At 39.7% G+C, this 15509-nt stretch carries 13 protein-coding genes; 5 read left to right on the top strand and 8 right to left on the bottom strand.

What is annotated here, in order from left to right:
- The first annotated feature begins 1 nt into the window (after position 1).
- Together KSO91_RS04325 and KSO91_RS04330 are read left to right on the top strand one after the other, a co-directional pair.
- A complete protein-coding gene (locus tag KSO91_RS04325) occupies positions 2-646 on the top strand; it encodes an HAD family hydrolase (protein WP_238741674.1) in 645 nt (214 codons plus the stop codon).
- An 8-nt stretch (positions 647-654) separates the two neighbouring features.
- A complete protein-coding gene (locus tag KSO91_RS04330) occupies positions 655-1638 on the top strand; it encodes a glycosyl transferase family protein (RefSeq protein WP_238741676.1) in 984 nt (327 codons plus the stop codon).
- Between the two features lie 39 nt (positions 1639-1677).
- Here KSO91_RS04330 and KSO91_RS04335 read toward each other — a convergent pair whose 3' ends face one another.
- Genes KSO91_RS04335 through KSO91_RS04345 form a run of 3 tightly spaced genes read right to left on the bottom strand, consistent with a single transcriptional unit; the run spans position 1678 to position 6674 of the window.
- Entirely contained in the window at positions 1678-2604 is a 927-nt protein-coding gene (locus KSO91_RS04335) for a peptidoglycan binding protein CsiV (protein WP_238741678.1), read from the bottom strand.
- Between the two features lie 20 nt (positions 2605-2624).
- Positions 2625-6101, bottom strand: coding sequence for a transcription-repair coupling factor (mfd, locus tag KSO91_RS04340; RefSeq protein ID WP_238741680.1), 3477 nt, complete (start codon positions 6099-6101; stop codon positions 2625-2627).
- A 12-nt stretch (positions 6102-6113) separates the two neighbouring features.
- On the bottom strand, positions 6114-6674 hold the full coding sequence (locus KSO91_RS04345) for a PilZ domain-containing protein (RefSeq protein ID WP_238741682.1): 561 nt from the start codon (positions 6672-6674) through the stop codon (positions 6114-6116).
- 190 nt (positions 6675-6864) lie between these two features.
- On the opposite strand from KSO91_RS04345, the gene KSO91_RS04350 reads away from it, so the two are divergent.
- Genes KSO91_RS04350 through lolE form a run of 3 tightly spaced genes read left to right on the top strand, consistent with a single transcriptional unit; the run spans position 6865 to position 10026 of the window.
- Positions 6865-8091 carry a lipoprotein-releasing ABC transporter permease subunit gene (locus KSO91_RS04350; protein WP_238741684.1) on the top strand — a complete coding sequence of 409 codons (1227 nt, stop codon included), beginning with the start codon at positions 6865-6867 and terminating at the stop codon, positions 8089-8091.
- Complete coding sequence (lolD, locus tag KSO91_RS04355) at positions 8084-8782, top strand: lipoprotein-releasing ABC transporter ATP-binding protein LolD (protein WP_238741686.1); 699 nt, start codon at positions 8084-8086, stop codon at positions 8780-8782. The genes KSO91_RS04350 and lolD overlap by 8 nt, the downstream gene beginning before the upstream one ends.
- Positions 8782-10026 carry a lipoprotein-releasing ABC transporter permease subunit LolE gene (gene lolE / locus KSO91_RS04360; RefSeq protein ID WP_238741688.1) on the top strand — a complete coding sequence of 415 codons (1245 nt, stop codon included), beginning with the start codon at positions 8782-8784 and terminating at the stop codon, positions 10024-10026. The genes lolD and lolE overlap by 1 nt, the downstream gene beginning before the upstream one ends.
- A gap of 12 nt (positions 10027-10038) precedes the next feature.
- Here the strand turns inward: lolE and KSO91_RS04365 are convergent, their stop codons facing one another.
- The 5 genes from KSO91_RS04365 to KSO91_RS04385 all read right to left on the bottom strand — a co-directional run.
- A complete protein-coding gene (locus KSO91_RS04365) occupies positions 10039-10656 on the bottom strand; it encodes a GDSL-type esterase/lipase family protein (protein WP_238741690.1) in 618 nt (205 codons plus the stop codon).
- A gap of 260 nt (positions 10657-10916) precedes the next feature.
- On the bottom strand, positions 10917-11576 hold the full coding sequence (locus tag KSO91_RS04370; RefSeq protein WP_238741692.1) for a Bax inhibitor-1/YccA family protein: 660 nt from the start codon (positions 11574-11576) through the stop codon (positions 10917-10919).
- A 210-nt stretch (positions 11577-11786) separates the two neighbouring features.
- Complete coding sequence (gene tpiA / locus KSO91_RS04375; RefSeq protein WP_238741694.1) at positions 11787-12539, bottom strand: triose-phosphate isomerase; 753 nt, start codon at positions 12537-12539, stop codon at positions 11787-11789.
- A gap of 166 nt (positions 12540-12705) precedes the next feature.
- Positions 12706-13635 carry a tRNA 2-thiocytidine(32) synthetase TtcA gene (gene ttcA / locus KSO91_RS04380; RefSeq protein WP_238741696.1) on the bottom strand — a complete coding sequence of 310 codons (930 nt, stop codon included), beginning with the start codon at positions 13633-13635 and terminating at the stop codon, positions 12706-12708.
- A gap of 248 nt (positions 13636-13883) precedes the next feature.
- Positions 13884-15509, bottom strand: a 1626-nt coding sequence (locus tag KSO91_RS04385; RefSeq protein WP_238741698.1) for an EAL domain-containing protein, incomplete at its 5' end; no start/stop codon positions are given.

Genomic DNA, 15509 nt, shown 5'->3' on the forward strand with positions numbered 1-15509 from the left:
ATTGAAATATCCGCTGATTATATTTGATTGGGATGGCACGCTGATGGATTCCATTGATAAAATTGTAACTTGTGTAAAACAAGCTGCCATTTTAACTGGACTTGAAGCTCCATCTTCAGAGGCTATTCGCAATATAATTGGGTTGAGCTTAGATGTTGCTATGATCCGTCTTTTCCCCTCTTTAAGCTTGCAGGGTAGGGACGCGATGGTTAGCGCTTACCGTCAGCAATACATAGATTTAAATCAGCAACAAACTCCTTTTTATTCTGGCATTCGAGAATGGCTCTTTTCCCTAAGAGAGCAAGGCTATTTGCTTGCGGTCGCGACAGGCAAAGGCCGAGGTGGTTTAGATCGGATGCTCCAAGAATATAATGTAAAGAATCTTTTTAGTGCGACTTATTGCGCTGATGAAACAATTTCAAAACCTCATCCTCTTATGATAAATAAAATATTAGAAGATCTAAATATGCAATCGCATCAAGCGTTAATGGTAGGCGATTCCAGTTACGATTTAGAAATGGCCAATAATGCAAATGTTGATTGTGTGGGGGTGACTTATGGGGTGCATTCACATCAGACTCTGTCATTATTTAATCCCATAGCACTTTTGGATGATTTACCAAAGCAACTTGGTCAATATATATAGGGGCGATTATGTTTAGTGAATATATTAAATTAACAGGACGAGGCGAAAAAGGACGTCGTTCTTTAACGCAACAAGAAGCTTATGATGCACTTACCTCTTATCTGAATGGTGATGCGGACTTGCTACAGCTAGCGGTGTTGCTAATGTTACAGCGCGTGCGTTGTGAAACGCCGCAAGAGGCGGCTGGATATATTCAGGCGCTGCGCGATACGATAGCAAAAGAATGGCACACACTTGATGTAGATCTAGACTGGCCTTGCTTTGCTGGTAAAAAACGCCAGCCACCCTGGTTGTTATTAGCCGCAAAGGTATTAGCACAACAAGGGAAACGTATTGTCCTGCACGGCTTTAGTGCTGTTGATGCGCTGAAATTTCAAATTGAAGCGGCTTGTCCCGCACTTAATATCCAACGCGCAGATACGCCAGAGCAAGCACGGCAGATTCTTATGCAGTCCAATATTTGTTATCTCCCTTTATCGGCTTATTGCCCTAAATTAGTCCCTTTGCTGGCACTGCGCGAAAAAGTGGGGTTACGTACTCCCTTAAACACTGTTGCTCGGAGTCTAAACCCAACCTCCGCACCTTTTGCTATTCATGGTGTTTTTCATAAAGGCTATGAAAAATTGCATGCGCAAGCTGCGCTGCTAACAGGTGAAGTTAATATGATCGCTTTTAAAGGAGAAGGGGGGGAAAGTGAAATCAATCCGCGTGTTAGTAGTACAGTTTGTGGTGTGAAAACAAAAAAAGTAGTTAGCAGTTATTTTGAGGAAGAATGGCCTACATACTTAGAACAGACAAGTGGGGCTCACACTGAAGTTTCTGCGGATTATTTATTAAGTGTCTGGTCTGGCGAAGTAAAGGATGAATATGGAGATGCTGCTGTTATTTGCACACTTGCACTGCTATTAAAACAATTTAATAGCGATGCTACGCAACAGGAATCTATTCAATTGGCGAAGCAATATTGGCACAATCGTAATAAAAACCTGTAAAACGAGAAAGACCATAAGTTTGTATTATGGTCTTAGGATTTACTGAACACTTTGTTCTGGTGCGATTTTTCTAATTTGTATAATCATACCCATTAAAGGGTGATCAAAATAGTGTATCTCTTCACTGCGTAAGCGGCGATTTTGATCAAACAATACCTCTTTAAGTACTATTTCATTTTCCACCTCGATCGATTCTTGTGCTGCAGTTAGCTTGATAACTTGCACATCATTTTCAGTATTTATGATTTCAATGTCAGGTTGTGGGGTGATTTCCCGTGATTTAACTGCTTGTGTTACTTGTTGACGAATCAGCAGTTGGCTATCAATAAACAGATAGTGATTTAAGTAAATTTTTAAATTGCCGTCAATAGCCCATTTGTCTGCTGACGGGGATGATTGAGCGTTAATAATATCGCTGACAAGATCTTGATTACTGACAGACTCTAATTTTTCGCTCATTCCCTCATCGCTAAGTAGACCCTTTTGTGTATTGTTTAAAGCTTGGTTAAGCATCGTCAATGCGAAATTTTTTCCAGCGAAAATATGAATCGGTTTTGCATTATTTTTACTCTCAACAGGCATGCGCCAAGCTAAGTGTAGAAGCGGGGTAAAAGCGGCGTGGTTAGCCAGTTTTTCACGTTGAGCCGCAAATTGTAGCTGGCTGTTATCTAAAAGCTGGAATACATTGCCGTCAGTATCAAATGACGCTTTATCAATCAGTACTGGATTGGGTTCATGCATACAGGGCTCTCCAGCAATACAATTGAGGTTTTCAGCTGTCTTCAAAAAGGGGAGACTGTTTGCTGTATCAATAGCAATATTTTCACTGGAAAGATCTTCTTTAACATCTGCGATATCAACATTTCGTTGAAATAGTAGTAACTCAACTTCAAACCAGCGCTCTTCTGCACTCGAAGAAAACGTGCTGAAGAGCAGAATTAATGGCAGCAATAGTTTGTGATCCAAGATGATATCCTTAAGTATATTTATTTAATTAAATGGGTTTCAAAACTACTAAGTAGCTGTGTTATCCAGTTTATTCGTAATCGTGAGTCTTCAAGGTTGAATGTAAATTTAAGTTTTGTTGGACCTTCTAGTTTAAAGGTATTTGCTTGAGTTTGCAGTAAAGAAACCAAATAGAGAGGATCAACTCGGGTATTCTCGGTAAATAAAAGCGATCCGCCTTGCGCATGGACCTCAAGACGTTTAATACCTAATACTGAGCACTGTTGTTTTATTTTAGTGATTTCAATTAAGTTTTTGGTTGCCGCTGGCAATAAACCAAAACGATCTATCAATTCAACTTGCAGCTCGCGTAAGCTGTGTTTATTTTTACTGTTGGCAATACGTTTATACAAAGATAAACGCATATTGACATCATGGATATAAGTATCCGGAATTAATGCAGGGATGCGCATTTCAACTTCCGCCTGGCCGGCGAGTAGATGCTCTAATGTTGGTTCTTGACCATTTTTTAATGCGTTGACCGCTTGATCTAACATCTCCATATAGAGGTTATAACCGATACTGCTGATTTGTCCTGACTGCTCATCTCCCAAAAGCTCACCCGCCCCACGGATTTCTAAATCGTGTGTTGCTAAGGTGAAACCTGCCCCTAAGGTATTTAACGAAGCTATTGCGCTCAGCCGTTTTTGCGCATCTTTGCTGAGTAATTTAGGTGCAGGAGTTAAAAGATAAGCGTAAGCCTGATGGTGTGAACGTCCTACACGGCCACGTAGTTGATGTAATTGTGCAAGACCAAGGTGATCTGCCCGATTGATGATAATAGTATTGGCTGTCGGTACATCAATGCCGTTTTCAATAATAGTGGTACAAACTAATACGTTTTGACGTTGATGATAAAAATCGGCCATGATCCTCTCTAGCTGATGCTCATTCATCTGGCCATGGGCAACGGCTACTTTAGCTTGTGGTAATAGGGATTGGATATCTTGGGCTGCTTTTTCGATCGTTTCCACATTGTTATGTAAAAAATAAACCTGTCCTCCGCGCATGATTTCACGCGTAATCGCATCACTTACAATTTGATCGCTTTTCTGCTCGATAAACGTTTTTACCGCTAATCTTTTAGCCGGAGGGGTGGCGATAATGGAGAGATCTCGGATACCATTCATGGACATATTTAAGGTTCGCGGGATCGGCGTAGCGGTTAAAGTCAAAATATCAATTTCTGCTCGTAACGCTTTTATTTTATCTTTTTGTCGAACGCCAAAACGATGTTCTTCATCGATAATCAACAGCCCTAAGTCGCTGAATTTCACATCACTACTGAGCAATTTATGAGTGCCGATTACGATATCTATTTTTCCTTGAGTTAATTCAAGTAAGATCTGTTTTTGTTCCTTAGCGGTTTTAACCCGTGATAATACTTCGATACGCACGGGCCAATCAGCAAAGCGGTCTTTAAAGTTTTCATAATGCTGTTGCGCAAGTAGCGTAGTGGGCACAAGCAGGGCAACTTGCCTAGCATTGTCGGTTGCTAAAAAAGCAGCACGCATCGCCACCTCGGTTTTACCAAAACCGACATCGCCACAGACCAATCTATCCATGGGATGTGGTGAGCACATATCAGTTAAAACAGCGTTAATAGATAAGGCCTGATCGTGTGTTTCTTGAAAAGGGAAATCATGACTAAATAGCGCGTAATTACTCTTATTTAACTGGTAGCGATAGCCCACTTTGGCTGCTCGCTGTGCATAAACATCCAATAATTCAGCCGCAATATCACGGACTTGTTCCGCTGCTCGTTTTTTTGCTTTTTGCCATGTATCATTGCCGAGCTTATTAATCGGCGCATTGTCAACATCATGGCCGCTATAGCGACTAATCAGGTGTAATGAACTCACTGGCACATAAAGCTTGTCACCCCGTAGATATTCTAAGGTGACAAATTCAGTTAAGTTACCCGCTGTTTCTATAGTTTTAAGGCCAAGATAACGGCCTATACCATGGTCTATATGAACAACTGGCTGGCCAATTTTAAGCTCTTCTAAATTTCGCAGAATATGCTCTGTGCTGTAATTTTCATCGTTACTTTCGCTGCGCCGGCGCTGCGTGACTTTAAAGCCCAAGAGTTCATTTTCAGTAATAAAAGCAAGGCAGCTTTCATTCAATATAAAGCTACTCTCGACTTGGCTAATGACAATACCAAAGGGCTTACCACTGCCAATAAAAGCGGAGAGGCTGTCAAATTCAATTAATTTAAGCTCAAGCGGTGCAAGCAGTTCTTGTAATGATTCTTTTCGACCTGCAGATTCCACACTGAAGAGTATTTGCCCAGAGAAATTAGCGATGAAGTTTTCAATCTTTGCCAGCGGTTTATTTTTTTTATGTTCAACTTGAATATTGTCAACGGGAGAAATATCAAAATTTATTTTCCCCGCTTTGGTATCAATTAATGGTGTAGTATCAAAGAAATAACGCGGCCATTGACTTATCTGCTCAAAACACTGCTCATGACGTAAATATAATTCGGCAGGCGGCAATAACGGACGATAGAGATCAACGCAGCGTTCATTATAGCGCGCGTCTAAACGTTGCCAGAAATCGCTGCTTGCCTGATTAATATCCCCGACAATCGCGAGCCTTGAATTACTGGGTAGATAATCAAAGAGAGTGGCGGTTTGCTCGAAGAAAAGGGGCAGGTAATATTCAATACCTGCGGGCAAATTCGCCTGATCTATCTTACTAAAAATTGATTCTTTGCTAGAGGATAGGGGGGAGGTGAATTTATCGGCGAACTTCACCTTAAAGCGTTTAATCGCGTCACTGTCTGTTGCAAATTCATGCGCAGGGAGCAGCTTTATCTCCTTAATCGGTTTTAATGAGCGCTGGCTTTCTCTATCAAAAGGACGAATGGAGTCTATTTCATCATCAAAAAAATCGATGCGATAAGGTGTTAGACTCGCCATCGGGAATATATCGAGTAAAGAGCCTCGGGCACAAAATTCACCATGTTCCATTACCTGCTCAACGCTGTAGTAGCCAGCCGCTTCTAAATTAGCACGCAGTGTCTGTAACTCAATCTTTTGTCCACTTTGGATGATTAAGGTATGTTGCGTTAAGTAAGCGCGCGGTGCAAGGCGAAGTAGCAGAGTGCTGATAGGGACTATTAATATACCTTGCTGCATATCTGGCAGCTTATATAAGGTTTCAATACGGGTAGAAATAATATCTTGATGTGGTGAAAAGTGGTCGTAAGGTAGGGTTTCCCAATCCGGAAAGCTGACAATATCAATTTTATCTTCGACAAAAAAGTCAAGTTCCTGATTTAATTTTAAAGCGGTCGGTGTATCGTTGACAATTAAGATCAGCGGAGAAGCTTGTTGTTTTGCACATTCACTAATAGTTAAGGCTTGGCTACCGCCTTGCAAATTAGCAAGTAGTAGGCGATCAGATTTACTTTTTAGTGCTGGAATCGGTAAAATTGGAGCTTGCTTCATTTTATATTCTTTTTAAAGTGATTGAGCGCGTTGTGCGGCACGAAGTTTTAATTGCTTAGATTGTATATGTAACGACGTACGTATCAACAGCTCACGATCCTCTTCCCGGATCTGTTGATACGTTAATTCAACATGGTTGTTATTTATAGCAGTAACACTTGCATAGCAATAAATTGCGGCAGATTCTTCGGGGATGAAAATCTTTAAACGGACATTTTGATTAAGTGAAAATTGACTTTCAGCACAATTAAAAATGCAACAACCAGCACTAAATGCAGTTGCCTGATAATGAAATTGTTTTTCATCTTGTTGGCTAAGCACATAAGTGAGCAACGTATTTATTTTTTGATTTTGAGCTTGTAAATAAAACCATAATGCTTGTGTCGTGTCATTATTTAATTTAAGCGAGTGTAAAGCTTGAACATCTATATTAGCAAGATCACTGGCCATACGAAAGGGGGCTGGAATCTGCAAAACAAATTGATCGAGCTCAGGAACATTCTCACCGTTTTGCAGTAACTCGACATTAATTGCAAGTTGATGGTTAACTAGAAAATATTCATTGGTAGTCATATGACGCCTTATTTTTTTGTGGTCTTTAACCGTTTTTTTCAGAGTTTTCAGTATCTTGATTTATAAAGATACATTAGAATGTTCACTAATCAATGCGTTATTACTTTTTTCTATGCTGTTGTGTAGAGACTGACGTTCTCATTGTGATGATTATAACGCACTTTATTATCCTCAAGAAACAAAGGAATTTATGTTTTACCCCCTCAGTTTATTTATTGGATTACGTTATACCAAATCCAAGCGCAATAATAAATTTGTCTCCTTTGTCTCACTTTTTTCAACAGGTGGAATAACATTAGGCGTGCTTGCGTTGATTACCGTTTTGTCGGTGATGAATGGTTTTGAGCAGGAGCTAAAAACGCGCATCTTAGGTGCCGTGCCGCATGCCATGATTAGCAATGCAAATAATGTATTGAGTGATTGGCAACAACAAATTCCTGACTTATTAAAAATTGATGCGGTTAGAAGTGTCGAGCCAGTAGTGCGCAGTGAAGCTATCGTACAGACTCAAAATAGCCTGCAAGGTGTCATTTTTGAAGGTGTTGAGCCGGAGCGTTATAGCAGTAATGTTATTAAATCGAGTCTCTATATCGGTCAATTAGCAGACCTTAAAGGCGGTGATTATAAAATCCTTATGGGGCAAAGTTTGGCACGCCAATTGGGAGTTAATGTTGGTGATAAGGTGCGCGTTATCTCTGCTCGTGGCACCCTCTATACGCCGTTGGGCCGCATGCCCAGCCAGCGCAATTTTACGGTGGCAGGTTTATTTAACGTCGGCTCTGACGTAGATAAGCAATTACTGCTAATGCATAGGGAAGATGCGGCTAGTCTTATCCGTATAGATAAAAAGCAAATCACCTCCCTACGACTTTATCTTAATGATCCTTTTGATATCGAGTCTTGGACGCCGCCAGTATTACAGCCAGGTCAAATATTAACCGACTGGCGTAAGACTCATGGGGAGCTGTTTGCAGCGGTGAAAATGGAAAAAAATATGATTTGGCTGCTGTTATGTTTAATCATTTGTGTTGCTGCATTTAATATTCTCTCATCTTCGGTGATGGTGGTGAGTGACAAAAATAGTGAAGTGGCTATTTTAAAGACACTCGGGATGACAGGGAAAACCATTAATTTTATTTTCATCATTCAAGGTGCTTGGAGTGGCATTATTGGCGCGTTAATTGGTACCGTAAGCGGTTTATTATTAAGCCATTATATTAATGAAACCATGTCCTTTTTAGGTGTACACGTTATATCTAACACATCGGGGGGGGCTCGAGTATTACCCGTGCTTTATGAACCATTACAAATATTGGTGATCATGTTGGGTGCTATGTTATTAAGTCTGTTGGCGACCTTATATCCTGCCTATCGCGCAGCCAACGTGAGCCCTGTTGAGGTGTTAAGAAATGAATAAAGAAAAAAACAATAAAGCGATGTTAGAGTGCTCTAATTTGAGTAAAACATATCAAGACGGTAAGTTATTTAATACGGTTATGCAGGACGTTCAACTCAGCGTTCAACGAGGTGAGTTATTGGCGATTGTCGGCAGCTCAGGTTCAGGAAAAAGTACGTTATTGCACCTGTTAGGGGGATTAGATAAACCCAGTGCCGGAGAGGTCTTTTACGAGGGACAAGACATACACCAACTCTCTCCAAATCGACAAGCTAAGTGGCGTAATCAGTGTTTAGGTTTTGTCTACCAGTTTCATCACTTGTTATCTGAATTTAATGCTCTTGAGAATGTGGCGATGCCACTGTTAATTGCCGGCGTTGAGATCAAAACGGCCACTGAAAAAGCACAAGCGATGCTAACCCGTGTTGGGTTGTCAGCACGTTTACAGCATCGCCCTTCAGAATTATCAGGTGGAGAAAGGCAACGCGTAGCTATCGCACGGGCATTAATCAATGAGCCGACATTGGTATTGGCAGATGAACCCACAGGAAACCTTGATGCGCAAAGTGCTGAAAGTGTTTATCAGTTGATTAAAACCCTTAACCAAGAGCTAGGCACCGCTTTTGTCGTGGTCACTCATGATCAGCAGTTAGCCAATAAATTAAACCGCCAAGTATATATGGTTAGCGGTATTTTACAGAGTAATTCATAATGTATCGTCCACTCTCAATTTTTATCGGTTTGCGCTACAGTCATGCAAAGCATAAAAATAAATTTGTTTCATTTATATCAGTAGCCTCAATTCTGGGTATTTCACTGGGAGTGGCTGTCTTGATAGTCGGTCTCTCGGCAATGAATGGTTTTGAAAAAGCACTACGCGATCAGCTGTTATCCGTTGTCCCTCATGCTGAATTGGAGATGGTGAAAGGAAGTTTTATAGATCTACCCAGCACATTAAAGCAAATTGAGTCGTATCCGGGTGTACTCGCCGCCACTCCCTACATCACTGTTAATGGCTTATTGCAGAAAGATAATCAGATGAAAGCGCTGCAAATTCGCGCTATAAAGCCTGAAACAGAAAATAATGTCACTAATATTGAGCAGTATATTAATGCGGGTGATTGGACTTTATTGAAAGCCGGTCAACACTCTATTATTTTGGGTAAAAGTGTTGCAGATAAGTTGAAAATGTCTGTCGGAGAGTCACTTTCTCTGCTATTACCTCAGAAACAGATAGGTAACAAGTTAAAGGCCCCGCGTGTAATAAAGTTTAAATTAGTCGGACTTTTTGAAATGGGGGGGCAGTTAGATAATGCCTTAGCTTTTATTCATATCGAAGATGCTAAGGTACTTTTATCCATGGACGATGCCAATGCAATAGCCTTTAAAGTCGATGATGTTTTGCAAGCGCAAAACATCGCACGTGATGTGGCCTACAGCTTATCTTCCTACCTCTACATTCGCAGCTGGATCACTAGTCAGGGTTATCTTTACCAAGATATTCAGATGGTTAAGTCATTAATGTACCTTATTTTGCTGTTGGTTGTTGCTGTCGCCTGTTTTAATATTGTGTCAACATTAGTGATGGCCGTAAACGAAAAGCGTGGAGATATTGCCATTTTGAAAACAATGGGGGCTTCTAAATGGATGTTGCGCTCAATATTTATTGTACAGGGCGCATTTAACGGTTTGCTCGGATCACTGCTTGGCGGGTTTTTAGGTGTCTATATTGCACTTAATTTAACAAGGATAATTAAATATCTAGAAACGCTGATAGGGCACAAATTTTTATCGGGTGATATCTACTTTATTGATTTTTTACCCTCGCAACTCGACTATATACAAGTGCTGACTATTACCTTGATAGCACTTTTGATGAGTATACTCTCAACTATCTACCCGGCTTGGGGAGCAAGCAATATTCAACCTGCTCAGGAATTAGGTTACAGCCATTAATAACATAAAATGCTATTCTATTGCGCCATGGGTTGTTAATAACTGCGCAATAGTTTCTGCCATTTTTTGGTAACCCAAACCGTTAGGATGAAGCAAATCACTGTGCAAGTTTGCCTGCCGCAAGATATTCGATAGAAGATCTTTTTCTACAATAATATGCATTTCCTTCGCGACTTGTTGGTACTGTTTAAGTGGGGTTAATAGCAAAGTAGTGTTTGCAACAGCAATCATTACAACTTGAATATCTCTATCTTGAGCCAATTTAATCATACCTTTTAAATTGTCAGCCATTTTGTCTAAGTCCGACTTTTGCAACAGGTCGTTTGCGCCGTGGCATAAGAGCAGCAGTTGTGGGTTATATCTATCTAATAATTTTTCAAGCCTGGCCAGCCCGGTGCTACTTAATTCCCCATTAACTCCCGCGTTGATAACTTGTCTATTAATTAACTTAGCTAATTGTGCAGGATAACTTTTATTTTTATGTGCACCGTAACCAAAGGTCAGGCTATCACCAAAAGCGAGGATCGGTTGCTGCTGATTCAGTGGCTGTAACATTATTTGGGGCTCACTACAGGAATATAAGATTAATAACAGCGGCACCAAAAAGAAATTTGCATTAAGTCGCTTCATTTAGCTCCTCTACTCTATTTGTATCACTGCTTGCTTGACGCTTTTCTTCTAAGCTATCGTTATGCTACTTAGCATTTTGTAAAATGCCATTATTCAGTCGGGGTAAATAACTGCCGTTTATCTGCGGAGTATTAGTTAAAAGTAATGAAAGATTTGTTTAAGAAATCGAAAAATTCGTCTGGCTTAATAGGGGGGCGGAAAAGTATAACGCTTGCCTTGGCGTCGATAGTAAAAGGCAAGCGTTGCACTGCATTTATCTACTAATCATCTAAGATATTTAATAAGGCGAGTAGATGAATAAACATATTAAACAGGTTCAAATAGAGCGATACAGTTGCTCTGATATAGTTGGTTTCGCCGCCATTAATAATACGACTGGTATCAAAGAGAATGAAACCCGACATGATAAGCACAACCACACTGCTGATCACAACCTGCATCAATGGAATCTGTAAAAAGATATTAGCAACCATTGCGATAATAACAGCGATCATTCCTGCCATTAAAAAACCGCCCATAAATGAAAAATCTTTACGAGATGTTAATACATAGGCTGATAATGCAAAAAAGATAAGGGCTGTGGAGCCAAGTGCTTGCATAATAAGTGCTGTACCATTCTCCATGGCTAAATAATTATTAAGCATATTGCCTAATGAGGCACCCATTACGCCCGTAAACATAAAGACCCAAAATAATCCTTTACTTGAGTTCGCCGTTTTAGAGACAACAAATAATAGACCAAAACCAACTAACATAAGCACTAATGAAGCTGTTGGGCCAATCTGCATCATCGTAGAGAGCGTGGCAGTGAGTGCGGAGAAAGCCAACGTCATACCCAGTAAAATGTAGGTGTTTTTTAGCACCGTATTAATTGAGATAGAGTGACTTCGCGATTGGGTATTAAGGATTGGTGAATTCATAGGTTCTCCAAGATAGTTATAAAAGGTTATTGCATATCATAGCACGCAGCGTCTTTATAAATGCAAATTTTATTTACATTATTGATCTAATTTAATTACATTTTTAACAAGTAAGCACCGAGAATCAATATAAGAAGCAATACATTGGGTATAAAAAAAGACGCATTAAATACGTCTTTTTATTGTTAAGGTATTAGTTATTAGGACGATTTATTTTGCGCCGTTAATAATACCAACAAATTCTTCAATTACTAATGCTGCGCCACCGACTAAACCACCGTCGATATCTGCTTGAGAAAACAGCTCTTTAGCACTTGCTGCTTTAACACTGCCGCCGTAAAGAATTTGTACTTTATCTGCGACAACTTTGCTTTGCTCAGCTAACCATGAACGGATATGAGCATGCACTTCTTGTGCTTGCTCTGAAGTCGCAACTTTACCTGTGCCGATAGCCCAAACTGGTTCATAAGCAATTACACAGTTTTCAAATGCATCAATACCAGCAACGTCGATAACAGCTTTAAGTTGGGTTTCAACAACCGTTTTAGTGACGTTAGTTTCACGCTCTTCAAGTGTCTCGCCGATACATAACACAGGAATTAGACCGTGTTTTTGGATTGCAACAAATTTAGCTGCAACAACTGCATCTGTTTCATTATGGTACTGACGACGCTCTGAGTGACCCACTAAGCTGTATTTTGCAGCAAACTCTTTAACCATTACGGGTGAAGTTTCACCTGTATACGCACCTTCAATGTTTGTGCTTACATCTTGCGCACCAAATTCAATGCTGTTATTAGCAACTAAATTAGCAACTTGCTCAATAAAAATAGCGGGAGGGCATACAGCAACTTCAACATTTGTTGCAGCGTCTGCAGCCGCTTCGATACCTTTGATTAAAGTCGTTACAGATTCTTTTGTTCCGTTTAGTTTCCAGTTGCCCATTACAAGAGGTGTTCTCATTATTTTCTCCATTAGATTAATTAAAATTATTAAAACTGCGTTGATTATAAATGACTATCTGTGCAAGCCTACCTATTTTTTATAGTAAACAGTGATTTTTTTAGTGTAAAAAAACATTAAGCTGATCTAAAACAAGCCTAAGCGATTATTATTTTTTATTAACCAGTTAAGTCAGTTCTCTTATTTCTAGTGTGCGGTGCTGTCCGTAGAATTGAGCCTCAATCGGTATTGTTTCTTCGGTAATGTGTTGTAGATCTTCTTTATCAAACGCAATATCTCCCCCATTGATAACACCTGAATTCTTTGTGATTGATTTGAAATCAAAAAGGCTAGTATCACAAAGATGGGAGGGGACTACATTTTGCGTTGCCGTAAACATAGATTCTAACCTACCAGGAAACTTCTCATCCCATTCATTGAGCATGTTTTTAGTGATTTTTCTCTGCAGGTTAGGTTGTGAACCGCATAAGTTACAAGGAATGATAGGGTACTTTTTAAGCTCTGCATACTGTTCAATATCTTTTTCTTTACAATAAGCAAGCGGGCGGATCACAACATGCTCGCCATTATCAGAAACAAGTTTTGCAGGCATAGATTTCAGCTTTCCACCAAAAAAGAGATTTAGCATCATGGTTGCCAGGATATCATCTCGGTGGTGGCCAAGGGCTATTTTTGTTGCGCCTAATTCCTTAGCTGTACGGTATAAAATTCCGCGCCGTAAGCGCGAACATAAGCTGCAGGTTGTTTTACCTTGCGGTATTTTATCCTGTACTATGCTGTAGGTATCTTCTTCAATGATTTTGTATTCAATACCTAATGTTTGTAAATAGTCAGGCAGTATATGAGCAGGAAATCCTGGTTGTTTTTGATCTAAGTTAACAGCAATGATCTCAAAATCAATAGGTGCAGCTGCACGTAATTCAACTAGTATGTCAAGCATCGTAAAGCTGTCTTTACCGCCGGATAAACACACCATAACGCGATCGCCTGCTTCAATCATATTATAATCAGCGATAGCTTGGCCAGTTAAATGGCGTAAACCTTTATTAATTTTTTTTAGGATATATTGCTGTTTTGCTGTGATAATAGCGGGCATGATAGAGCCTTGCATTGAAGAAGTTATTTTATTTAGCACGTATTGTACAAAAGATATTTGCAGTTGCAAAGCCCGATGTGGAATTGGCTGTATTTATACTCATGTTATTTTAAAATATAAAATAATCAATCCTAATTGTGCTTACAAGCTAGGTACAAAAATGAAGTCTAGTTGTCCTAAATTGAGACATCATAATGGCGCAATTGAGTCCTAATAAAGTACGCTGAGGCACCATAAATATTGACTTTTTATAGCGGGCTAGGGCGCGCTATAAAAAAACCCTGCACACCGTCGATGTACATATTTTCTAATATTTGTTTTTGCTCTAAATATTCAATACTTTCTGCTATAACACAGCAATCCATCCGATGTGCCACATCAATTATCATGCGAATAAATTGCTGATTCGCGCTGTCACGTTCAAGGTTGATGATCAGGCTCGGATCAATTTTAACAAAATCGGGTCTAAGATCTTTGAATAGACGAAATGAACCGATTCCTTTGCCGAAATTACAGATTGCAGAGTGTGTACCTGTACGTTTCAGCAGATCAAAAATGCGTTTGCTAGCCACTAAGTTGCTATCAAGCACCGCTTCTTGCATCTCAAAGATTAGTGATGACGCTATATGAGACTCTCGTAGTAATAAACGCTCTAACCAAATGATAAAGGCATTATTTTGCATTGCAGAACTGCTGATATTAATACCCCAACGATCGCGGCTCTCAGTTCTATTACGGCACTGGCTGATCACGGTCTCTATAATAAGTTGCTCAATTTTAACCGTCATATCGATGCGTTGTGCCATAGCAAAAACAGTATCAGAGGGAATTGTTTTATTATTTTCAGCGATAAAACGGGTAAATATTTGTTGGTAACCAGTCATATTGCGGTGTACTGCTTGAATAGGCTGGTGTAGGAGCATTAATGCTCTTTTGGCGATAATCCCTTCTATAATTTCCTGCCATTTTTGCTGTCCGTAAGGCTCTTCATTTGTATCATTTTGCTCAAATACCCAGCTATTCCCCCCCTCAGTTTGCGCTTTTGCTAACGCCATATCTGCTCTGGCTAATACTTGTTCAGGCAACTGTTCAGAAATAATGGCTGATATGCCGCTATAGGCTACGCTCTCTAATTTATTGATGCCTTGGTATTGATCGAATTGTATTTTTATTTCTTTGGCAATAGATTGCGCATCAGTGATATTCATTTCGCGCCCGATAATAGCAAAATCTGATCCGCAAATTCGATACACAGAAGCTGATACCCTTCGAGACGCTGCTTTGAGGAGTATTTTAGCAATGCTAATAATATACTCATCACCCTGCTGAAACCCGCGTTGTGAGTTAATGGTATTTAATTCACTTGCACGTATTACAAATAATATTGCGTTTTTTTGTCCTGCCTTTTTATTCAATATCCCAGTCAATTCCTTTCGGAATGCATGGCGGTTATTTAGGCCTGTTAGCGTGTCCATATTGGCTTGCTCTGCAAGAGACAGTATTTCTTTTTCTTGGTTTTGTAGCACGCAATCAAATGTGTTTTTCAGTTTACGCAATTGTTCCGTAACTTGAATAAAAGGGTTTCCTGGCGCATCATCATTGCAAATTTCTTGAACTATAGATCGTTCGATCTGTTTAAATAAACGATAATAAATAATATTGATAAAAATAGATGTAATAAAAAGTGTTAAGTAAATAAGTAATAGAATTTTTTTGATTTGTGTTAATAACTGCGTATTTTTTGCTATAAATTCAATTACTTGGTCATTTTCATCGGTTCTAATGGTAGTCGCTGTAAGGGGCACTAAATAGGTTAATAATTCGAACTGTTGGTTTGTATAAGTTAAGGGCATTGGCAGCGTGCCATTAGTGAT

Origin of the sequence: Psychromonas antarctica (assembly GCF_022267535.1) — a bacterium.
Lineage (GTDB): Bacteria > Pseudomonadota > Gammaproteobacteria > Enterobacterales > Psychromonadaceae > Psychromonas > Psychromonas antarctica.